General features: G+C 44.3%; 21 protein-coding genes. 7 read left to right on the forward strand and 14 right to left on the reverse strand.

Annotated elements, in window-relative coordinates; translation table 11 throughout:
* Window positions 1-112 precede the first annotated feature (112 nt).
* The 4 genes from ACYFDN_RS17360 to rsmC form a co-directional block, all read right to left on the reverse strand.
* Window positions 113-391, reverse strand: a complete 279-nt coding sequence (locus ACYFDN_RS17360) for a late competence development ComFB family protein (RefSeq protein WP_016402924.1) — start codon at window positions 389-391, stop codon at window positions 113-115.
* A gap of 77 nt (window positions 392-468) precedes the next feature.
* A complete protein-coding gene (glgA, locus tag ACYFDN_RS17365) occupies window positions 469-1947 on the reverse strand; it encodes a glycogen synthase GlgA (RefSeq protein WP_483512091.1) in 1479 nt (492 codons plus the stop codon).
* Between the two features lie 92 nt (window positions 1948-2039).
* Window positions 2040-3281, reverse strand: coding sequence for a glucose-1-phosphate adenylyltransferase (gene glgC / locus ACYFDN_RS17370; RefSeq protein WP_256471422.1), 1242 nt, complete (start codon window positions 3279-3281; stop codon window positions 2040-2042).
* 116 nt (window positions 3282-3397) lie between these two features.
* Window positions 3398-4429, reverse strand: coding sequence for a 16S rRNA (guanine(1207)-N(2))-methyltransferase RsmC (rsmC, locus tag ACYFDN_RS17375; RefSeq protein WP_483512092.1), 1032 nt, complete (start codon window positions 4427-4429; stop codon window positions 3398-3400).
* A gap of 316 nt (window positions 4430-4745) precedes the next feature.
* On the opposite strand from rsmC, the gene dapA reads away from it, so the two are divergent.
* Window positions 4746-5618 (forward strand): 4-hydroxy-tetrahydrodipicolinate synthase, encoded by an 873-nt coding sequence (gene dapA, locus ACYFDN_RS17380; RefSeq protein WP_152781926.1) that lies wholly within the window; start codon window positions 4746-4748, stop codon window positions 5616-5618.
* Between the two features lie 146 nt (window positions 5619-5764).
* Complete coding sequence (locus tag ACYFDN_RS17385; protein ID WP_016402919.1) at window positions 5765-6541, forward strand: GGDEF domain-containing protein; 777 nt, start codon at window positions 5765-5767, stop codon at window positions 6539-6541.
* Window positions 6542-6595: 54 nt separating this feature from the next.
* On the opposite strand, the gene ACYFDN_RS17390 is transcribed toward ACYFDN_RS17385, so the two are convergent.
* Entirely contained in the window at window positions 6596-8092 is a 1497-nt protein-coding gene (locus ACYFDN_RS17390) for a hypothetical protein (protein WP_483512094.1), read from the reverse strand.
* Between the two features lie 254 nt (window positions 8093-8346).
* Here ACYFDN_RS17390 and ACYFDN_RS17395 point away from each other — a divergent pair, with 254 nt between their 5' ends.
* The gene (locus ACYFDN_RS17395) at window positions 8347-9105 is read left to right on the forward strand and encodes a hypothetical protein (RefSeq protein WP_483512095.1); all 759 of its coding nucleotides are present in this window, start codon (window positions 8347-8349) and stop codon (window positions 9103-9105) included.
* A 3-nt stretch (window positions 9106-9108) separates the two neighbouring features.
* Here ACYFDN_RS17395 and ACYFDN_RS17400 read toward each other — a convergent pair whose 3' ends face one another.
* The 4 genes from ACYFDN_RS17400 to thiB all read right to left on the reverse strand — a co-directional run bounded on the left by ACYFDN_RS17400 (window position 9109) and on the right by thiB (window position 12790).
* Window positions 9109-9447 (reverse strand): hypothetical protein, encoded by a 339-nt coding sequence (locus ACYFDN_RS17400; RefSeq protein WP_483512097.1) that lies wholly within the window; start codon window positions 9445-9447, stop codon window positions 9109-9111.
* Window positions 9448-9543: 96 nt separating this feature from the next.
* Entirely contained in the window at window positions 9544-10245 is a 702-nt protein-coding gene (thiQ, locus tag ACYFDN_RS17405) for a thiamine ABC transporter ATP-binding protein (RefSeq protein ID WP_483512098.1), read from the reverse strand.
* The gene (locus tag ACYFDN_RS17410) at window positions 10229-11803 is read right to left on the reverse strand and encodes an ABC transporter permease family protein (RefSeq protein ID WP_483512099.1); all 1575 of its coding nucleotides are present in this window, start codon (window positions 11801-11803) and stop codon (window positions 10229-10231) included. The genes thiQ and ACYFDN_RS17410 overlap by 17 nt, the downstream gene beginning before the upstream one ends.
* A 3-nt stretch (window positions 11804-11806) precedes the next feature.
* Window positions 11807-12790: a thiamine ABC transporter substrate binding subunit gene (gene thiB, locus ACYFDN_RS17415; RefSeq protein ID WP_338624661.1), complete on the reverse strand. Its 984-nt coding sequence runs from the start codon at window positions 12788-12790 to the stop codon at window positions 11807-11809.
* Window positions 12791-12836: 46 nt separating this feature from the next.
* Here thiB and ACYFDN_RS17420 point away from each other — a divergent pair, with 46 nt between their 5' ends.
* Complete coding sequence (locus ACYFDN_RS17420) at window positions 12837-13646, forward strand: phosphotransferase (RefSeq protein WP_483512100.1); 810 nt, start codon at window positions 12837-12839, stop codon at window positions 13644-13646.
* Here ACYFDN_RS17420 and ACYFDN_RS17425 read toward each other — a convergent pair.
* The 5 genes from ACYFDN_RS17425 to ACYFDN_RS17445 all read right to left on the reverse strand — a co-directional run bounded on the left by ACYFDN_RS17425 (window position 13643) and on the right by ACYFDN_RS17445 (window position 18670).
* Entirely contained in the window at window positions 13643-14488 is an 846-nt protein-coding gene (locus ACYFDN_RS17425; protein WP_483512101.1) for an SDR family oxidoreductase, read from the reverse strand. The two genes, ACYFDN_RS17420 and ACYFDN_RS17425, sit on opposite strands and share 4 nt — an antisense overlap.
* A gap of 135 nt (window positions 14489-14623) precedes the next feature.
* Window positions 14624-14938, reverse strand: coding sequence for a DUF3861 domain-containing protein (locus tag ACYFDN_RS17430; protein WP_152781908.1), 315 nt, complete (start codon window positions 14936-14938; stop codon window positions 14624-14626).
* A 65-nt stretch (window positions 14939-15003) separates the two neighbouring features.
* Window positions 15004-15498, reverse strand: a complete 495-nt coding sequence (locus ACYFDN_RS17435) for a DUF2798 domain-containing protein (RefSeq protein ID WP_483512102.1) — start codon at window positions 15496-15498, stop codon at window positions 15004-15006.
* A gap of 835 nt (window positions 15499-16333) precedes the next feature.
* On the reverse strand, window positions 16334-17176 hold the full coding sequence (locus ACYFDN_RS17440) for a 23S rRNA (adenine(2030)-N(6))-methyltransferase RlmJ (protein ID WP_483512103.1): 843 nt from the start codon (window positions 17174-17176) through the stop codon (window positions 16334-16336).
* A gap of 108 nt (window positions 17177-17284) precedes the next feature.
* Entirely contained in the window at window positions 17285-18670 is a 1386-nt protein-coding gene (locus tag ACYFDN_RS17445) for an aminotransferase-like domain-containing protein (protein ID WP_483512104.1), read from the reverse strand.
* Between the two features lie 119 nt (window positions 18671-18789).
* Between ACYFDN_RS17445 and ACYFDN_RS17450 the strand changes: the two genes are divergently transcribed.
* The 3 genes from ACYFDN_RS17450 to ACYFDN_RS17460 all read left to right on the forward strand — a co-directional run bounded on the left by ACYFDN_RS17450 (window position 18790) and on the right by ACYFDN_RS17460 (window position 21099).
* Entirely contained in the window at window positions 18790-19383 is a 594-nt protein-coding gene (locus ACYFDN_RS17450) for a LysE family translocator (RefSeq protein ID WP_016403820.1), read from the forward strand.
* Between the two features lie 217 nt (window positions 19384-19600).
* Window positions 19601-20287: a hypothetical protein gene (locus ACYFDN_RS17455; RefSeq protein ID WP_483512105.1), complete on the forward strand. Its 687-nt coding sequence runs from the start codon at window positions 19601-19603 to the stop codon at window positions 20285-20287.
* Window positions 20288-20298: 11 nt separating this feature from the next.
* On the forward strand, window positions 20299-21099 hold the full coding sequence (locus ACYFDN_RS17460; RefSeq protein ID WP_483512106.1) for an aminoglycoside phosphotransferase family protein: 801 nt from the start codon (window positions 20299-20301) through the stop codon (window positions 21097-21099).
* Window positions 21100-21320: the final 221 nt, after the last annotated feature.

Here is a 21320-nt window from a genome sequence, read left to right on the forward strand (position 1 = left end):
ACTGCGTTAGAATTTTTGATTGTAGAATAACTACTTATCTAAAGATTCTGTCTTATTCTCGAGTATTTTTCCTGCGCTATTTCTGATCACTGACTTAGTGTGATTGGTATAACTAATCGCGTGGTGCTTGGCGACGATCTTGCTCTAGAAATTTTAGGCTTTCTTCAATTGCCACTTTGGTTTTTTCAACCAATTGTTCCCGTTCTGCATCACTAATTGCACTTAGTACATCCACGTCATGACGAATATAACGTGGTGGTAAACGATTGAGCACTAAGCAACATAAATCTTGCAGAGTATCTAGGTCACAGCGCTTATGGATCTCTAAGGCATGAATTTGTTCACCTAGTAGGAACTCAGTAAAATTATGAATTTCCTCTGATAAGCGCATTATCTTTCCCTCAAGTAAATGTATACATTCAGGTTATATAAGAAAAGCCAGAGTCGCCACTCTCTAGCTGTTTAATCTTATTGATGTTGAACCGGATTCACATTTAAGGCGTCATTATACAAGGCTTCGTATTGCCAAACTGACTCCTTCCAATGGAATCGAGACAGCATTGCGCGATGGCGCATCGCCTGAAACTCTTCCGGATGTTCTAAATAAAGTAACAAGGCCCGGCGCAAAATGTTTAGTAAATCGGCTGGCTCGGGATCATAGAAGATATGCCCGGTGGCGTTTTCTGCATCTTCATCGTAATCACTTACCGTGTCTCTTAGGCCGCCAACGCCACGCACAATTGGCAAGGTGCCATAGGCTAGGCTGTACATTTGGTTTAGGCCACATGGTTCAAACAACGAAGGCATTAAGAAGAAGTCTGCGCCCGCTTCCACTAAATGGGCCATCTCATTGCTATAAGCATGAATAAACCGCAGTTTATCTGGCCATTGCTTTTGCATTGACTCAAGCTCAGCTACGATGCCGCTATCACCAGTGCCTACTATCACCACTTGTACATTGTGACGTAAAAACTGCTGTAGGGCAGGTAGCAACAGGTAAAAGCCTTTTTGCTCGGTTAAGCGACATACCATGCCAAAAATTGGCACGTTTAGCTGGGCTAAATCTGTTTCAACTTGAAGTTCTTGGCGACAAACAGCTTTACCACTCATATCAGCGGCAGAGTAGTTTGTTGGAATATACTTGTCGGTTGCTGGATCCCAGTCGGAGTATTCACAACCGTTTAATATGCCTACCAAATCGCCGCGGCGCTGCTCAAAATAATCACAAAGGCCGTGTGAGCCTAAACGTGTGAGTAATTCCTGAGCGTAATTTGGGCTTACCGCATTGATTTTATCGGCAAAGCGAATGCCAGCTTTAAGCAAGTTAATGCAGTTGTAACCATCAAGTATTTGATCAACTAAGCCATCGGCTAAACCTTCTAAAAGCTGGAACTGGTGCTTCTCAAAAATGCCTTGGAAAGCAGCATTATGGACAGTAAGTACCGATTTGCTGTTACAGAAAAATGGGTGATGAGCAAATTTTTGCTTGAGCAAGTAAGGTATAAGCGCAGTGTGCCAGTCATTACAATGGAAAATGTCTGGTTTAAACTCAAGGGCTTCGGCCACTTGGAATACTGCACGAGAGAAGAAGGTAAAGCGTTCGCCGTTGTCATCGTAGGCAAACTCACCTTCGCTGTACAATTGGTCCCGCTCAAAATAATCATTTTGCTGAATTAAGTAAACGGGCACATCTTCGAGCATCAGCTTGAAGACTGCGTAATCAATATCTTGGCAACCATGGCTAGTTTGAAGGCTAAGGTCGAGAATTTTCTCGGCTTCATCATGACGATTTATAGTTTTATAAAACGGCATAATAATTCTTACGTCTTGGCCATGTTCCTTCAGAGCCAGCGGTAAGGCTTTAGCAACGTCGGCTAAGCCACCTGTTTTAGCTAAGCTTTCTACTTCAGAAGCTACAAACAGAATCTTGACAGGATGGGCTGTCACAGAGCACTCCTTAACGATTAAGGCACCGAAGGGTGCCTTATGTGAAACAATATTAGAGTAATTGCTTATTTGTTTTCAAGGCAATTTGCAGCTTAAAAGCCTACCTTGGCGTTTTTCGGTATCACAACAATCCCTTCTGGGGATACCGTAAAGCGCTTGCGATCTTCCTCGAGGTTCTCACCAATAATGGTGCCCGGTGCAATTTCAGCGTTTTTATCGATGATAGTACGGCGGATCTGACAACCTTCACCAATTCTACAATTACCAATAAGCACCGATTCACTAACTACCGAACCTGGACGTACGTGGCTTCTAAATCCAAACACACTGCGGTTAACCTCTGAGCCCAAAATAAAGCTACCAGCAGAAATTAGTGATTGGCTAACGCTGACCTTTTTGTCGCCAACATCTTTAAATGTGGCCGGTGGTAGCGGTGGGTAGTGGGTATGTAGTGGAAACTTGGGGTTATATAGTGAGAATGGTGGTTCTTCATCTAACAAGTCCATGTGGGCTGCCCAATAAGCATCTAGGGTACCTACATCACGCCAGTAGCCACTTACCGTTTCGCCAGGAATGGTATTTTGGGTGAAGTCATAAGCAAATACTTTTCCTTTAGGGTAAAGCTTTGGAATGATGTCGTGGCCAAAATCGTGGGTTGAGCTGTCTTCTTTGGCATCGTCGTATAAGGCTTCTAATAGGGTTTTACGTTCAAATACGTAGTTACCCATAGAAGCAAGAACGTGGTCAGGGTCGCCAGGAATCGTTTTAGGGTTCACTTTAGGTTTTTCTTCAAAACCTATCATGCGGCCTTCTTCATCTACTTCAATAATGCCAAATTGATCGGCTTGTTCTTTAGGTACTTTAATCGCCGCTACAGTAAGTGCAGCCTCTTTGCGGCGGTGTTCATCTACCATTTGGCGTACGTCCATTTTGTAGATATGGTCGCTACCAAAAATACATACATGCTCAGGTTCGTTAATTTCAATGAAGCGGGCATTTTGGTAAATAGCATCAGCTGTGCCGTCGTACCAACGTTTGCCGACTCGCATCTGCGCAGGAACTGCATCAATAAAGCGATCGGTAATACCTGATAGGTGCCAAGCTTGGCGCAAGTGAATGTTTAACGATTGCGATTTAAACTGAGTTAGCACGTAGATTTTTAAGAAGTCAGAGTTAACAAAGTTATTTAAGGCAAAGTCGATCAGCCTGTAACTTCCTCCAAACGGAACCGCTGGCTTGGTGCGGCTATCGGTGAGTGGATAAAGGCGAGTACCTTCACCACCAGCGAGGATCATTGTAAGAATTCCTGCCATGAGACTTTGTACCTCTGTAATTGTGTCAGTTTCGTGAAATCGTTTTCAAAGTGGCTTGGCTTAGTTTCCAGATATTTACCTTAATGTAAATAGCAGAAACTGGGTTTTAGTAATTCCACATTAAAAAAAAGTTCTTTCTATACACAACAACGCAAAATCTTGAATTTTTTGTTGTCGAGTACACTTTCAAAGCGGGAGAAGTGCTGCTTTATTAGTGCTTCGTATTGTAAGAAACTATTGGCGACTAACCACAGTTCACCGTTGGCGTTTAAGTGCTGTTTTGCCTGAGCAAGAAACGTCTCGGTGGTTTCATATTGGGTATCAATTCCAGCATGAAAAGGTGGATTGCTTACAATAAAATCGAAGCGCTGTTTCACCTCGCTTAAACCATCCGAAGCAATTACCGTTCCAGTGAGTTGATTTTCTTGCAGAGTAGCCTTACTGCTTGCAATGGCATATGCACTCACATCGAGCAGGCTTATGTCTACATTGTGTAACAGGGCCTGGCTTGCACCAATAATGCCCGCACCACACCCAAAGTCGAGCACGCTGCCATGCAAAGTGGGCAGGTGTTCCAATAACAATTGGCTGCCTTCATCGAGTTTTCCATGATTAAATACCCCTGGAAGGGACTTTACTTTAAGTGAAGCATTAGGAAGTGCTACCTCAAAGCTGTTTTGCCATTGGCTAGCATCAAACTGTGGTGCAGCTTGACTGAGCACGCCAAAATAGAGCCCACAACGGCGTGCACTGTCGATTTTATTTACTTTAATACCAAATTCCGCCAGCAGCTTTTCGCAACTTTTTACGCCGCCGCGGTTTTCGCCCACTACAAATATCTCGGCGCCAACTTCAAGCTGCGGCAAAATGCAGGCAAATAAATAGGCGGCTTCTTGTTTGGCTTTAGGCATAAATAGCAGCAAAGCATTGCTGTTGCTGGCTAAACTTGGTGCTGCGCTAAATTGACTGGAGAGCTTGCCGTTTGCTTGCTTCGCAAAATATTGATGGTGGCCAAAATGACTACAACATACCTGCAACGAAGCCACCTGTTCCAACAAGTTCAACGGGTAGTTATCTGCTAACTGGCCAGCCACTACAAGATGTTGTTGAGAGAACAAGTCATCATGGCGAGCAAGAACTTGGCTAGTAGCGTGTGGAGAGGTATTCATAATCTGGCTTGGTTGGGGCGTGGTTGCCCGCAATAATAAAAAGTTTTAAGGGAAAAGGCTATCTCATGAGAACTTATGCGGATTTATTTTTCAGGTTACTTGACTTTTACCGCGTGCTAAGGAAACTAGCTAGCAAGAATTTTGATTGTTAAGGACAACACCTTGTTGCCATTTTCTTTAGAATTGAAGAAATATAAACGGCCCGAATTAAAACGCGGGTGGTTAACGGCTGGGTGTAACTAAATCGAAAAAACGTTTTTGAACCCGGCCACTGTGACCGGGTTTTTTTATTTTTGAAGTAAGTGATGGAGCGGGCATGTTTAAAGGATCGATAGTAGCGTTGGTTACTCCCTTTATTGAAGGTGAAGTAGATTATGCAGCGATTCGCGAGTTAGTTGAGTGGCATATTGGCCAAGGTACTCACGGTATTGTGCCTGTAGGTACAACTGGTGAAAGCCCAACCTTAACTCACGATGAGCATATTGCTGTAGTTAAAGCGGTAGTAGAGCAGGCAAAAGGGCGAGTGCCTGTTATTGCTGGTGCTGGTTCAAACAACCCAATCGAAGCCATCGAATATACTAAGGCTGCTCAACAAGCTGGCGCCGATGCTACCTTGCATGTGGCGGGATATTACAATCGTCCAAATCAAGATGGCTTGTTCCAACACTTTAAAATGCTGCACGATGCCACCGACATCCCCATTGTTTTATACAATATTCCACCACGCGCAGTGGTAGATTTAAGCCCTAGCACTATTGCTAAGCTGGCGCAGTTACCACGCATTGTTGGTGTTAAAGATGCAACTGGCGATTTATCTCGCCCATTGTTTGAGCGCCAATTAATTGAGCAAGACTTTTGTTGGTTAAGTGGTGAAGATGCCACTGCAGTATCTTACAACGTGAGTGGTGGCCAAGGCTGTATTTCGGTTACGGCCAATGTAGCGCCAAAATTGTGTGCTCAAATGCAACAAGCCACCCTAGACGGTGATTACGCTAAAGCCAGTGAGATTCAAGATAAGTTGATTCCTTTGCACCAAGCGATGTTTGCCGAGCCTAGCCCTGCAGGTGCTAAATATGCGATGTCTTTGTTGAATAAATGCCAAGCAGAATGCCGTTTACCGGTAACTGAATTGTCAGAGTCAACCAAGACCCGTATCCGCAATGTGATGCAGAACTTAGAACTCATTTAGTAATAATATAATTATTGATAAGGCCGAGCTTGCTCGGCCTTTTTATTTACTTAGCGTTTATTCAACTACCGCTTTCCCCCGCTTAAGCTAAGCCCCTGATTTAACTCTGCTATACTGATTATCACGCAAACTTCAGGGACGTAGTAGTGGCAGAAATAGATCTGGTGAGTTTTTTTCATGGCATTGTAGAAGCCGATAGTGGGTATTGGTTACTGCAGCCTGATAACGGCCAAGTGTCGGTGCGCTACCCCTGGCAAGATGGTCGTTCTGAGCAGCTTAGCCTAGAGCAATGGTTAGAACGAATTGACGTACGTTGTCGCGCTGCTTTTCAACAAGCCTTACATACCAGTCTGCAAAGCCAACAAGCCTTTTTTTGTCACTATTGCCACAGTGATGATGAGTGGTTACGGATTCACGGAATGCCGGTTGAAATTCAACAGCAGCAGTATTTATTGGCGAGTGTATTACCCTTAACCATGCCAGTGATAAACGACGAAGCTAAACTGCGTGATCCGCAAAGCGGTTTACTTTCTGCCTCGCTGTTTCGAGAACTGCTGATTCAAGCCATGCGCTTAAGCCAGCGTAATCACGAGCCTTTTGCCATTCTCACTTTGCATTACGCCAGCAATGATAGCTCTCTAGTCTGCGCTATTGTTGCTAAAGTTTTGCAAGAACAGTTGCGCCGTTCAGACAGCATTGCCCAGTTTAAAGAAGGTGAATTAATCGCTTTGTTGTATGGCACCAGCAGGGGAGCGGTAAGTACCGTTGCCAGTAAACTCAGTAGTGAGTTACAAAGGCAGCTTGAGGGGGTGGCTTTGGATAGTTTAAAAATGGGCTGGGCTTATTACCCAGAGCATGGTGACAATGTTGATACGTTATTGGCCCATCGATTAGACGCAGTGGAAGCACTGCGCCTTTCTTAGGCCAAGGCAAGAGTGCTCCTAGCTTTATCGCCAGTAGGAGCACATCTCAATGTTTTATTTAGCTTGCTGAACCACGGTAGTACTGCTTTTCAGCATATCTAAATACAGCTCTTGGTAGTCATCGGGAGTGATGATGAAACCATTGGCATCACTAAAGGTGCCACCCTGACCTGTTTCTGCGATGCCTCTACTATCAAGGTATTTAGCCATAAAGTAATCTTGTTGCGAGCTTGCTAATTCGCCATCTATTAAGGCCAGCTCTAGGCCTTCAAGATCTTGAATCGATAGTTCAATAGCGCTGCTCTCTAAAAGCGGTTGCTGCGCTTTTGGCTGGGCATAAATACTTTGATAGAAGGCGCGGTTATTATTGGTTAGTACTTTTATGTGGCTGCGTTGCAGGGCAAAGTCCTCTTCAGAGAAGCTGCCAGCATTGTCGATACAGAACTTAGCGTTATCGAGTGCGGTAGGGCATTGCTGCTGAATATCTACACCAGTTATTGGCGCTAACTCAGGTAAACTTACCTCTAGGTTACTATCTTGCTCATCTATCGCCATTACGCTCTCAAATTGCCAAGAGCTATCATTGCTGATGCCTGAGAATAAACCTAACCAGTGGCTAACCTCATTGTAGTCAGCGGCAATCGTAAACTCATCAACATCATGATAAAGGGTTTGCCATTGATAGCTTTGATTGTTGTGGATTGCCAAGATGGCGCTGCCTTCGTCAAGATCTAGGTTAGCGGCACTTTGCCAATACATTGGCATGAGATCTTGATTGCTCAAACTAGCGGCTACAATCTCATCGTAGTCTTCAGTGTCGTAAACAAAGCTAGGCTCAATAAAGCCATAATAGGCTAGGTCTGTATGTTGGTCGTTATTGCTGGTGTAAAAAGCGGTAACTAGGGTATCTCGGGCGGCGGGAAGCGGTGAGAGTACCGGAATGTGGGAGGCGATCTCTCTGCCCGACACCGCATCCGCAGAATAGCTAGTTTGGTAGTAACTTACGCCACTTTCTTGAAGTACTGTTAATGCGGCTGAATCGGCGGTATCACTGATTGAGCGGTAGTCTTTGCCCTTGTAGCACTCGCTGCCAGTTTGCGCTGAGCGTACATTTAACACCTTGTGGCTTAATAGGTCTTTTTCCACACTAAACATGTATACGTCAGGGTTACCGCTTAAGTTGCTATCAACCTCTTCTAAAGATACATAGCCGTCATCTGGCACTAAGCCACTATCTATAGTCACAATGCCGCTGCTAGGAACATCTATCGCTGGAATAGTGTGTTCTTCAATAATCGAACCATCTGCATTGTGGAACAAAACATTGTATCTAGCGTTAGCGACCGATGCGGTAATTACTCGGCTAGCATCGCTTTCAGAAGTGCCATAAATAATACAGCCCGATTTTACATCGCTCTCTTTTAGAGTATGCAATTGGATTATTTGCCAATTGTACTTAGGGGTACTCGGAGTAGAAGGTGAGCTGTCACCTCCTCCGCAGCCACTTAACACAAGGGTGGCAACCAAACTGGGTAACAAAGCTTTATTCACTTAAAAGTCCTCAAACTGCGAGTCAAAATATTGATATTGCTGTATACAAAGCAATTATCAAGCCTTTTTGATTGTTTTGTGGATTTAAATACTGGTATTTATATATTTTTTAGAATTAGTTGCTGGTTGATGGCTGCTAACTTTGGTACTTAGTTAAGTAAAAGTGTGTTGGATAAGGCATTTCTGCATGATGATTGTTTAGTGGGTCTCATGTTTATTTTATATTTGCTTGATGGTTGTTTAAGGTGTGCTAGATGTTACAAACAAGGATGTATCTATGGGGCTTAGTAGTACTGTGCCCGCTATTTACTAGTGCTAAGCAACTTACAGAGATTAAAGTTGGCGGTTACGATTATCCTCCCTATGTCATTCACGACATATCCACCAACCGTTATAGCGGTGTTACCTTAGATATATTAAGGGCGCTCAATCATCTTCAAGATGAGTATTCGTTTCGCTTTGTATCTACCTCACGCCACCACCGCCATGCTGCGTTCTCACGGCAACGCTTTGAGCTGATCTTATTTGAAAATCTAGAGTGGGGTTGGCAGCAGCTCAATGTACAACAAAGCCTTCCTCTGGTTTTAGATAGAAATTTATTGCTCACTCACCAACAGCATAATTATGAGCAAGATGGCCTGTTTATGCCTGAGCATAATTACAGCGTGGTATTGTTTGATGAATTACATCAGCGTGAGCATTTATCCGATGAAGGGTTCGCAGTAAGTACCTGTTCCCATGTGATGAATTGTATAAAAATGGTGTTAAAGCGCCGGGTAGATTTTGCCATGGTTAACGAAAGCTATTACCTGCCACTTACTCGCCAAAGGCCTAGTTTATTAAGCTCACTTAAGTTGGTCGATAATTTTAGCCCCGTATATAGCTTGCATGCTCTCGTGCGCAGTGAGTCATCGCTAACCATTGAACAGCTAAATGTGTATTTTCAGCAGTTAAGCTTGTCGGGAGAATTGCAGAAAATTATGAATAAGTATCAGTTGGCGCTTGCTAATTAGCGTTTAGGCTCGAGCCAGTAATTGTGGGCCTCGGGCGCCTTTTTCTTCCATATATTGAAAGTATAAACGAATGTGGGTTGCCGATTGGTCCACACTGCGCCCCATTGCTTCTCGAATTGCCTTACGGTTAGCTTGCTTGGCGTCGTCACTGTCACGTAGCTGAGTGGCGGTTAATCCGGGTTGAACATCGTTATTACCAAATACCGCAGTACCTGGATTAGTCATTTGGCGCTGCGCCGTATACTCGGTAATGGTTTGACGTGGCGCGGTGCTCTCGATGCGCTGACGAGCTTGATAGGTAGATTCTAACGAGGCGGCTTGTAGATTGTAATTAACCTGCATATCTGAGCTCTAACCCAAGTGCATAAATGACTATTGGACTTATATCGGCTGAATCAAAACAAACTTTACTGTAATGAAGGCTGAGTAGCTAAAAATCTAGCTACAGGCCAGGTAGTGAGCAATGTGTTGATTGGCCGGCGATTGTTGCAGTTCATCAACGGTAGCAAATTGCTGGGTTTTACCTTGTTCAATAAACGCCACTCGTTGGGCAACTCTCAATGCGTCTTGCCATTGATGCGTGACCATCAACACCGCTAGCTGGTATTGCTCAGCGAGTTGTTTAACTAGTTCTAAACACTCTAAACGTAACATCGGATCGAGCGCACTAAAGGGTTCATCTAACAATAGAATAGGGCGGTGACGAATTAAGCAGCGCGCTAGCGCGGCGCGCTGTTGTTGGCCTCCAGACACTTGGTCGGGGCGTTTATCCAAAATTGCTGAGATGCCAAGGTTTTTGGCAATTTCTGTAACTTGTTGCTGCTGATTAGGGCTTAGCCTTAGCTGTTGGCTAATACCCAAAGCAATGTTCTGCTTGAGGCTTAAGTGATGAAATAAATTATGCTGCTGAAATAGTGACGTTACCGGCCGTTGATTGATCGGCAGTGTTAACAAGTCTTCATTTTGCCAGTTTAAACTGCCCGAGCTAGCCTGAACAAACCCGGAGATAAGCTCCAGTAAGGTGCTTTTCCCGCTGCCGCTGGCACCCAACAAGGCCACCACTTCACCGGGCTTTACTTCTAGAGAGTAACTAAAGTGCTGGTTATGGCGTTGGCACTGTAGCTTAGATATGTTCAGCATTGTCTCGTCCGAGGCTAATATCGAGTAAGTAAAATATAACACCGCATAGCAGTAGCATGATTAGCCCTGTGGCACTGGCTAAAGCGTATTGATAGCTACTTAGTTGTTGAAATAGCAAGAGTGGTAGGGTGGTGACTTCAACACTGCCGATTAGCGCAATAACTCCCATATCCCCCAAAGATAAAACCATGCACAAGCTAATCGCCACACTTAAGGGTTTGCGCATTAAAGGCCAATAAATAAAACGCACTTGGCTAAGTGCTGGCAGGTCTAAACTTTGATTAAGTTTGGCGTATTGCTTTACGCTGTCGTTGAGGGCCGGTTTTAGGCTACGCATATAAAACGGTAAGCTCATTAAGGCGTTAATTAACGCAACTAAGGGCACTGTATAGCGGCTAATGTCGGTGCGGCTAAGCAGTAGAAAAAACAATCCAGTGGTAATCACCATGGCTGGTGCTAATAGCATCACAGACGCAAGTAACTCTTGGCCTTTGTGTCTTTTAGCGCCTTTGTTTTGGCTTAAGTTGCTGCTGTATTGCCACAAAAGAGCGCTGCCCAGTATTAATACCCAAACCACACTTTGCAGCGCAATGTTTAACGACCACAAGCTGCTTTCTATCCACTGTTGCCAAGGTAAGGCTTGCCAGCTAAGCGCTAACAGCGGGCTAAACATGCCTAAGACAACTGAGATTATAAACAGATAGTAGCTGGTAATAATTAGCCGGTGCCAGGTAAGTGACAGGGTGGAATGTTGATGAATGCTAGTTAAGCTTTGTTGGTGGCGAATACTATCTTGTTGTTCTCGCCCCAGTAATAACCAGCCAAGGCTAGTTGCTATAAGCAGTTGTAATAAGGCGCATTGAAGTGCGAATAAGGGATCAAAATCGTAGCGAAGCGCTTGATAGATCGCCACCTCAAGAGTTGTACTTTGCGGTCCACCACCTAGTGCCAGCACAATCGTAAAGCTGCCAAAACACAATAAAAACACTAAGCCAAACAAACCCGCCAAGCGAGAGCGCAACATTGGCCATTCAATTAAGCGCCAATAACTAAACTGGCTGAACCCAAGTTGCTTGCCTTGGCGCCAATAGCTGGCAGGAATGGCTTGGTATTGTAAATGACAATAGCGCGCTATTAGCGGCATGTTTAGAAAGGTGTGTGCGATTAAAATGCCAGGTAGGCCGTATATCTTCCATGAAAAAGGAGCTAAATGTTGCCAAAAACCATTTAAGCCAAAGCTACCAACGCAGCCTAGAACCACCAAAATCACCGGGCATACAAAACATAAGTTTGCTAGGCGCAATTGCCAGTTAAGGCTTCTGGGTTGAAGATAAAACCAAGCGCGAGCGAGCAATATACCGCCAACACAGGCGAGCAATGCCGACAGCAAAGCTTGCCAAAGGCTGAAGCGCAGTACTCGCCATAAATATGGATCGTTAAACGCGCTCCAGCTTAACTCCTTGGTTTGCTCTGCTAGGCCCCAAAAGGCAGCGCAAATTACCAAGGCGAGAAATGCACTGGCGGTATAACCCGCAATGGCCGCCAGTTTCTTCATCATTTATTATTGGCTAACCGTGTTACGCCATTCTTTAGTCCACGCTTTGCGCTGTTGGCTAACAGTCGCTTGGTCAAGGCTTAAGGCTTTTGGTGTTACAAGTGTTGAGAAGGCTTCTGGCAGCTCAGCTTCTGGGTTTACTGGCAGCATCCAGTTGGTGGTGGCAATAACCTGTTGAGCAGGTGCGCTAACCAAGAAAGCCAAAAACTGCTGAGCCAGCTCAACCTGTTGGCTGGTTGCACTTATTGCAGCCACTTCCACTTGGCTCATGTGCCCCTCACTAAACCCTAGCGCTTGGTAGCGGTTTTCTTGCTCGGCTACCATGTGGTAAGCCGGGGAGGTGGTGTAACTTAGTACTAAGTCGGCTTCGCCTTTTAAGAACATGCCGTAAGCTTCGCTCCAGCCTTTGGTTACGGTAACCGTTTTATCTTTTAACTTGCTCCAAGCTTGCTTGGTATCATCACCATATAGCGCTTTTAGCCAAAGCATTAAACCTTGGCCTACAGTGCTAGTTCGCGGATCTTGGTAAAGGATGGTGCCATCAAACTCATTAATCAGTTCTTCCATTGAGCTAGGTTTATTCTTTAACAACTCGGTATTGTAAATAAACGCGAAGTAACCGTAGTCATAAGGCACAAAGTTGTTGTCTTGCCAGTCTATGGCTAACTTAGGAAGGGTTAATTGGTGAGCTTGCACTGCACCAATTGCTTCAGCTTCTGGGATAAGGTTAGTGTCTAAACCTAAAATAACATCAGCCTTATTGCGTTTTCCCTCTAGCTTTAAGCGGTTCAAAATGGCTACGCCATCGTCTAAACCTACCCAGTTAATGCTGCAGTTACATTCAGCTTCAAAGGCTTTGCTTAAGGCTGGGCCTGGTCCCCAGTCAGAGACAAAGCTTTGGTAGGTATAAACTGTTAGCTCGCTGTTTGCTTGGGCATTTAAGCCAAATAGACTAAGAGTACAGCAAGCTAGCCATAGCAATTTTTTCATCTTACACTCCTTGATAATAGATTTAAGACCGCCGCCGGACGTCACCTTGCCTAACTCTCCACTGCCAGAATCGATAGCCACGTATTTACAACAGCATTTGGGCAACATTCTAACAGTAGACCGTTTTGCGGGGGGACATCAGCATTCTTGGTTATTAACAACCGAACACGAACGCTTAGTATTGCGACTCAATCAACAACAGCCTTGTTATGGCTTGGATTATCAACGCGAAAGAGAAGTATTACAACAGCTTAAAGGACAAGCGTGGATTATTGATTTGCACCCGCTAAGTTTTAAGGGGCAATTTCTACTCTATCATTACCAATCTGGTGAAGTACTTAGTCACTTAAACGGTTTTTCTGACGCGCTTTGGCAACAGCTATTGTCGATAATCATTAGCTTGCCACGTTTAGGCCAAGGCTTAGCCAAGTTTGATATGATCCTCTACCTAAGCCGTTATGTGGGGGATATTACCGCCGTTCAAGCGAAGCGTTTTCGACAACTGGCTTTAGCATGGCTTAAGGAGCAGCTTTGGCCAAGCGGGCTAGCCTTTAATCATCATGATTTGCATTTAGACAACCTGCTACTTAGCCCTAAGCAGCAATTGTTTGTACTGGATTGGGAATATGCTGCCAGCTCTATGCAAGGCTGGGATGCTGCCAGTGTTGCGGTACGTTGCCCAGTAAGCAGGCAGCAGCGCCAAGATTTAGTGCTCGCCTCTCAATTAAGCGAAGCTGAATTCACGTTGTTAGAAGCTGCTATTGAGCTACTAGATCTGGCTTGGTACTGGCAATATCAACCCAGTTTAGCTGGGTTAAACCAGCGCACAGAGCGCTGGTTACTCGCTCACATTTAACGCTTTAACTTATTAAAATAATCTTGCCAGCTGATGTGTTCTCTACCTGCTGCTTGCGCATAATGACTAGGGTTATCCGATTTCCCTTCGGCGATGCCTTGATAGATGCCGGCAATAACGGTTCCGATAAAATCGCCGAGCTCTTCAATGCGGTCTTTCCGATAGTCTTCAACGCTCATTGGCTGATAGCTTAAATCGGTATCAAAGGCTTGGTTTAAATAATCGGCCAGCTGGTACTGCGTTAGCGATTGTCCGTGTAAATTGTAAGTTTGCCCATTATGTTTGTCTTCGCTTAGCATTTTTGCGTAGGCGTAGCCTAGCTCGCCACGGCTTGTGTAACCACATTTTCCATCGCCTGCGCAGTTAGTTATTGTGCCTGCTTTTTTGTAATTCTCGATGTATTCAATATCTGGTTCTATGTAGATGCCGTTGCGCCCAATAACCCATGCTAAGCCACTGTCTTTTAGGTCTTGCTCGGTTTGGCGGTTGCTTTGAATTACGGGAGAAAACGCGGTGTTTTCTTCAGCGCCTTGCACACTGGTATAGACAATTTTTTTCACGCCCGCTTTTTTTGCCGCATTAATTACATTGCGGTGTTGGCCAATGCGTTTATCCGGGGCGTCCATGCCAGACACCAACAATAATACGTCTACAGATTGCAGAGATTGTTCCAGTTGTTCAGGCTGATTGTAGTCTCCTGCGCGAACCTCTACGCCTAAATGCTCAGCTTTGCTTGGGGTGCGTGCTAGGGCAATCACATCTTGCTTGGATGTTAAAGCTACAGCGGCTTTTACAATGGCGGCTCCAAGTTGTCCGCTGGCTGCTGTTACGGCTATTTTCATGGTTTGTCTCTCTGTAGGCTATGGCTCTACGCTTAGAAATTCTAGATGAGAATTTAAAAGCTGCTGGTTTAACTCGCGCAACCAAAAGATATTTATAGTTTAACGAGATTTCCGCTAGGCAATGGCTAATGGCAATTAGTGAGCATTATTGGCTTGTTTTACCGTTGATTTAAGTTGCTGCATAAAGGTTTTAAATTGAGGAAAAAACGTAGCAAACAAGGGATGTTTGCGGTTCTGCATCATTAACGGACCTAATAAACGCAACGATACTGCCAGTCTTTTCGCATCATTATTTGCTAGCTCGCTACCTTTAGTTATTTGCTCGACCGCATTGAATAAGTCTTCTCGGTCTTGGTAGTTAAACTGCAAGGTTCTAGCAGTTTGTTGATCGCTAGCTAATTCTTCAATAGTGATTTGATAGTGTTTATCTTTTCTTAATGTAGACATCATATTGTTTCCTATTTTGTTTAGCTTATTTACAGAGCGGTCTGCAGCGGGCAAACGGAGTCTGGCTGTTAGCTTTTTAAAAAGCGTTCCACTCTAGGTTTTATGGTTAATGAAACGGTGATAATTAACACCAGTGCAAAGGGCAGTGCTGTTAATAGTGTTTGTAACCAACTCGCTAAAAAGTCATTGGCATTACTTAAACCTAGGTTGTTTAGTGTGGTGCTAAAGGCCAGCCCAGACTCCATAATTACGGCCATTACCACACCCACCACAATATTGCGTTGCTGTACTTGCATCTTTGGTAAGCATTTCTCGGCAGCTTTGCTGATTGCAGCCATCAGCAGAGAACCAATAGGCATAATCGTGCTAGCTGCTAACAGAAACGCCGATAGCCATTGGCCAAAAAATAACGGGCTATAACCTAGGTTTAGGTAAGTCATTACGCCAGTTAACGAGCCTCCCATCACCGTCATCATTGCCATTACTAGCAATACCTTTTGAAACAAAGGAGGACTTTTGGGTTGAAGTTCTGCAGTTAGTGCAGGGTTCATTTGTGCACTCAAGGCTTTTTCCAAATTTGAATTGGTTGAGTATGTCAACTATATTTAAAGAGGTTGATTTTGTCAACTACATGTTGGGCTTAATTTGTATGGCTTAGCAACAAAGGGTCATTCAGCAGGAGATATTGGCCCAGAGTGGGACTTAGAAGTTTAGGCGGTTTTAGAGGGTTATGGTTAACGGTAGCTGCACAAGAAGCGACAGGTTGAGCGCTTAAGTCATAGCTTCATGCATAAATAAGTGTAAAGAACACATTGGCTTGGTTGTTTCACGAATTGAATAAACTATTTTAGGGTTTTAATCCTAATCGACGGTTCAGCTCTTTATATTCTTCTTGTTGCAATTCATCTCTTATGGTCGCGCGGACGATCCCTATCCACGAAATTCGAGTTTCACGTTTTAGGTGGTCGTAACTGAGCCGCATATATATGCCTGTCATTAAGGAGCAGTCCAAAAGGCTAAAGTTGGGTTGTACAGTTTGAAATAAGGTGCCGCAGAAAAAAGCCGCAACATGATACGCTTGATATAAGAGCTTTGATTTTGATTTTCTCGCACACCATACAAGTAATAGGCTAAGTGTCAGAAGTGTGGCAGCTGAATAAGGTGAGAGTCCGAAGATCGAAGAAAGCAACATGCCAAAAGTAGGAAGGCTAGCTTTAAGTCCCCAATACCTAAAAACTGCTTGAGTATTTCTTCGTTCCAGCTTTTAAGGCCTGATCCTTAATGTCTCTTGATATATTCTTCAAAAATCAATTCCAGGGCTTTATACAATTGCACTAGGTAAAAAGATAATTTAGGTTCAGAAAACTGGCGCAAGGCGCGCCAGTTAGGCATGTTAGCTTACTCTTCTACCAGTACTTCGGCACGCCAATTACCTTCGCCTTCTTCGCCTAAGGTTTCTGCTAAATAGGGCAGTACTTCTTGCATTTCTTTCATCAATGTCCAAGGTGGGTTAATGACGACCATGCCGCTGGCGGTCATGCCAAACTCTTCACTGTCGTGGCGAATACCTAATTCAAACAATTGAATATTGCTAATGCTGCTGTTGATTAGCTGCTTTTCTAGTTTGTCGATACGGTGGCGGTCTACCACTGGATACCAAAGTGCATAAGTACCAGAGGCAAAGCGTTTATGGGCTTCTTTTAAGGTTTTAACTACCGTTTGGTATTCGTCTTTAACTTCGTAAGATGGATCAATTAATACTAAGCCTCGGCGCTCTTTGGGAGGCATTAATCCGATAAGGCTTTGGTGACCATTTTCTTGGCGAATTTTGGCGCGGCGGTCACGCTGGAATAAACTGTTTAACGGCGCTTGTTCACTTGGGTGCAACTCGTGCAAAAATAAGCGATCTTCACGGCGTAGCATCATTTTGGCTATCCACGGTGAACCGGGGTAGTGCTGGCGAGTTTTTTCTGGATGAATTTGATTAACCAGCTTTAGGTAGTTTTTAACCAACTCGGGCAAGTCTTCAGCATCCCAAAGTTTACCTACGCCGTTTTCGTATTCACTCTTTTTCTTCGCCTCAGGGCTATTAAGGCTATAAGCCCCAGCGCCTGCGTGGGTGTCGATGTAACACAAGGGTTTATCTTTTTGAGTAAGGTAAGAAATGATGCGTTGCTGTACCAGGTGTTTAAGTACATCGGCAAAGTTGCCTGCATGATAAGAGTGGCGATAGCTTAACAAAGTGTTGTCTCGACATTGAAGAAATATGAGGGCTCAGCCAAGGCTGGCAATATTGCGCTAGTCTAGGTAGAGACTAGCGCAGATGCAAGTTTATCGGTGTTTAGTCGCTTAGAATAATTGCCGTTTGGGCTCGGGTGTGGCTTTGAGCAGTTTAGCTAAAATAGCTAAACCTTGATCGAGCTGTTGATTAGATTCAGCTTGGCCTAAAGATAAACGCACTGCGTTAGGGCTAGCTTGATTATCTACCACAAAATGCTCTGCAGATGCGACCTCTACACCGTGTTGCTGTGCTGCAGCAACAAACTGGCTGCAGCGCCAGTTAGCGGGTAAGCGTACCCAGCAATGTAGACCGCCTTCTTGGTAACTGTAATCCAAGCCCGCCATATGGTGGTGAAGTAGCTGGGCTCGTTGGCCAATTAAGCGCCGTTGCTCTATTAGGGCTTTGTCGGCAAAACCGGCTTGTATCCACTGAATTGCCACATCAACCAGTAAAGGGCTAATATTCCAAACACTGCCCCTTATGGCGCTATTAAAGGCGGTTTGCAAGTGAGCCGGTGTGTGTAAGTAAGCGAACCTAAGCCCTTTAAAAGCGCCTTTAGAGAAACTGTTTAAGTAAATAACCTGTTGCGGCGCCATTTCAACCATGGCTGGTGGGCGTTGGTCGGGCAGTAAGCCACATACATCATCTTCAATAATAATTACCTGATGCGCACGACAAATATCGATGATTTGCTGACGTCGGGCTTCGGACATTATTGCGGTAGTCGGATTTTGCAGGGTTGGCGTAAGGTATAAAGCTTTGGGATGATACTTTTCGATATGGCTTAGCAGGCTATCTGGGCAAATGCCTTGTTCATCTAAAGCAACACCTTTTAGCTCTATCTTTAATTGTTTAGCAAGGGTGATTAAGCCGGGATAACACAAGGCCTCGCAAATTACCCGTTCACCGACTAACTCAAGGGCGATTAAACATAGATTTAATCCATGCTGGGCACCATAACTAAAAAAAAGTTGTTCAGGTTTAAAGCAACTGCTGCTCTGATTAAGCCAAGCACACACCGATTCACGCTGCGCCACCAAGTTTTGGCTGTGGTCATTGTCTAATAACTGATCGAGCTGCTCTCCTGCTTGAGCATAGTTTTGCAGCAAGGGCACCAACTGCTGCGCACGCGCTTGGGTAAAGGCGGTGTTTTGCCAAAGCTCAATATGCTGATTATTGCCCTTTAAGCTCCCCCATTGCTGCTGATAATTGGTTGGGCTTTTTACATAACTGCCGCTGCCGGTTTTCGATTCTATTAAACCTTGCAGTTCTGCTTGAGCGTAGGCGCGACTAATTGTTCCTACCGTAACAGCGAGGTGCTCTGCCAGTTGTCGCTGAGGAGGTAATTTTTCGCCAGGTTTAAGTTGCTGTTGCTCAATATGAAGGCGGATCTGTTCAACAATTTGAGTCGCTTTGTTATTGCTACTATCTAAGTCTTGCCAAATTGTCATCATGACAATAAACCTTTTGATCTCTTGTTACCGCTATATTAGCGTGAGTAATGAGACTTAACTACGATTTTTTAATCATTTCGGTTGATTGTATCGATACAATTTTAATTTGGGAGGACGGTATGGATATCGCGTTGTTTTCATCTATGGTGTTATTTGCTTTTGTAATGGCAGGTACTCCTGGGCCCAACAATATGCTGTTAACATTTTCGGGTGCTAATTTTGGCTATAAGCGCAGTGTGCCGCAAATGGCAGGTATACCCACTGGCATTGCCACGATGATCTTATTAATGGGCTTGGGGCTTAGCTGGGTATTTCAGCAGTATCCAAGCTTGCAATGGACCTTAAAAATATTAGGAAGTGCTTACTTGCTTTATTTGGCTTTGCGTATTTTGCGTCAAAGTCAGCTAGCTAAGCAGCAGATGGCAAAACCGCTGAGTTTTTTTGAGTCACTTGGTTTTCAATACTTAAACCCTAAAGCGTGGATGATGACCTCTTCGGCCGTGGCCAGTTTTGCCTTACCGGGTGAAGCTTACTGGGAGTCTATTTGGGCTTTAGTTCTTACGTTTTTCTTGGTGAATCCGGTTACTGGTTCAATTTGGGTGAGCTTTGGAAAGTTTATTGCTCGTTGGTTAAGTGCACCTATCGCTCGGCAGCGTTTTAATATCACCATGTCATTTCTAACGGCTGGCTGCGTTGTGCTGCTGTGGGTGTAAGTTATTAAGCGGTGCTTAGCTTATTGCTTAGAACTGCCTTTATTCCTTGTTGTTTGATTCAGATAAGTATTATTGATCTCCATTAATAATAATTATGTAAATAGTTGATATGGTTTTTATCTATAAGCTAACAATGGTGCATAGCAATTAGGCACTAATTAACTAAGTCGAAGAGTTAGTGCCTAGGCATAAGCTTTCGAACAACAAGGAAGTGACGATGAAATGTTTGTTTGGGCTGTTAATGCTGCTTGTTGTAGCACCAATACAGGCGGGTGTATTGCATTACGATGAAGCTATTGATGGTCATTTTAGCTTACAGAACCCTACTAGTTTAACGCTAAAAAAGGGCTTAAATACCATTAAAGGCACGTTTACCACCTCTCCTCTTCGAAAGCTAAACGCCGCCTACGACGATGAGTTAGAGGCTATGGGCTACGACCGATTGCGCCCAGAGGGGTTTGACTATGCTAGCCTCGCTTATGATGATAGCGATATCTTAGATCTGTGGTTGGAGCTTCAAGAACAGCACAAAATTCAATCGGTAAGCTTTTTCATTTTAGCCAGTGAAGCCTTAGTTTATGGGCATACTCATTTTGTTTCTCGATTCACAATTGATGACATTTGGGTGGACATATTTGATGTGCAACAAGCTGAGTTGAGTGATTTAAGTTTGGTTACGGTTAACGACCAAGCTCTACATCTTAGTGCCAGTGGTAAAACCGCAATGGTGTTTCCTGGCTGGCACGAATATATAGGCCAAGAAAGAGTGAGTTACGAGCTCACGTTTAATGTGATTAAAGTGTCTGAACCATTAAGTTTAGGGCTGTTAAGCTGTTGTATGTTTATGCTGTTGTATTCACGAAATAAATCTTGCCGACTAAGGCTTGAACAACTAACAGCATAGTGTGAGGAAAGGTGCTTACACTAAAACGCCTCAAAAAAATCGCCAGTGGTAACACCGCTGAGGTATTTGCCTTATCAAACAAACAGGTACTAAAACTGTATTTTGATGGCTATCCTCCAGACGAAGCCGAAAATGAGCTTAACAAGGCAAAGTTTGCTTATCTACAAGGGATACCCACTCCCAAACCCATCGATTTGCTGCAGTTAGGCTCGCGCCAAGGGCTAGTGTTTGAGCGTTGTAAAGGTCCAAGTTTAGCCGCTTATTTACAGCAACATCCTAAAGACGCTCCTCATTTGGCCTGCGAGTTTGCAAGCCTACATGCCACTATTCATCAATACGATGCTAGTCCATTGCCCATAACACAGCAGCGCCTTAGCGATAAAATATACCGCGCAGATGTTGATCATGATTTGCGACAACAGGCCTTGGAGAAACTAGAAACTTACCCCCAGGAAAACATGCTCTGCCATGGCGATTTTCACCCTGCTAACGTCATTTTATCTGATCAGGGCTTGATGGTGATTGATTGGGTTGATGCCACTAAAGGTCCGGCTTTAGCTGATGTAGCCCGTACCGAGTTGCTAATTGCGACCAGTATGATCGTGGCAGATAGCTTTGAGCAACAGGCTTATGTTGAATTAAAACAGCAATTTGTAGCGGCTTACAAACGGCACTATTTTCAGCTAAGCAAGCGTGATGAACTGCAGCTAGCGCGTTGGCTCCCGTTAGTTGCTATAGGCCGATTATCAGAAAAGCTGACTGGATCTAGCTTTGAGCAAACCTTGGCAATTGCGCGGCAAGGTTTAGTTTAGCCCTTAAGCTGGGCTGAGTTATTGGATAAGTTCATCTTTAATCGATAGCTTCCTCCCCTCATTTTAAGCACGCCGTAGACTAGTTTGGGCAAAGTGCGGGGCTTGTGCACTTATTAATCATATTGTTGGTGTAAAGTAGCGCTAACAGGTGATGAAAACCAGATGTTAGTAAGTTGTTGATTTGCATGTGCGATTTCTGGACACTTTATTTTTTTAATTGT

Source organism: Agarivorans sp. D1326 (genome assembly GCF_056958115.1).

Coding starts and splice junctions, on each gene's coding strand:
- ACYFDN_RS17360 (WP_016402924.1), bottom strand. CDS start 391: ATGCGCTTATCAGAGGAAATTCATAATTTTACTGAGTTCCTACTAGGT.
- rsmC (WP_483512092.1), bottom strand. CDS start 4,429: ATGAATACCTCTCCACACGCTACTAGCCAAGTTCTTGCTCGCCATGAT.
- dapA (WP_152781926.1), top strand. CDS start 4,746: ATGTTTAAAGGATCGATAGTAGCGTTGGTTACTCCCTTTATTGAAGGT.
- ACYFDN_RS17395 (WP_483512095.1), top strand. CDS start 8,347: ATGTTACAAACAAGGATGTATCTATGGGGCTTAGTAGTACTGTGCCCG.
- ACYFDN_RS17400 (WP_483512097.1), bottom strand. CDS start 9,447: ATGCAGGTTAATTACAATCTACAAGCCGCCTCGTTAGAATCTACCTAT.
- thiQ (WP_483512098.1), bottom strand. CDS start 10,245: ATGCTGAACATATCTAAGCTACAGTGCCAACGCCATAACCAGCACTTT.
- ACYFDN_RS17410 (WP_483512099.1), bottom strand. CDS start 11,803: ATGATGAAGAAACTGGCGGCCATTGCGGGTTATACCGCCAGTGCATTT.
- thiB (WP_338624661.1), bottom strand. CDS start 12,790: ATGAAAAAATTGCTATGGCTAGCTTGCTGTACTCTTAGTCTATTTGGC.
- ACYFDN_RS17425 (WP_483512101.1), bottom strand. CDS start 14,488: ATGAAAATAGCCGTAACAGCAGCCAGCGGACAACTTGGAGCCGCCATT.
- ACYFDN_RS17430 (WP_152781908.1), bottom strand. CDS start 14,938: ATGATGTCTACATTAAGAAAAGATAAACACTATCAAATCACTATTGAA.
- ACYFDN_RS17445 (WP_483512104.1), bottom strand. CDS start 18,670: ATGATGACAATTTGGCAAGACTTAGATAGTAGCAATAACAAAGCGACT.
- ACYFDN_RS17450 (WP_016403820.1), top strand. CDS start 18,790: ATGGATATCGCGTTGTTTTCATCTATGGTGTTATTTGCTTTTGTAATG.
- ACYFDN_RS17455 (WP_483512105.1), top strand. CDS start 19,601: ATGAAATGTTTGTTTGGGCTGTTAATGCTGCTTGTTGTAGCACCAATA.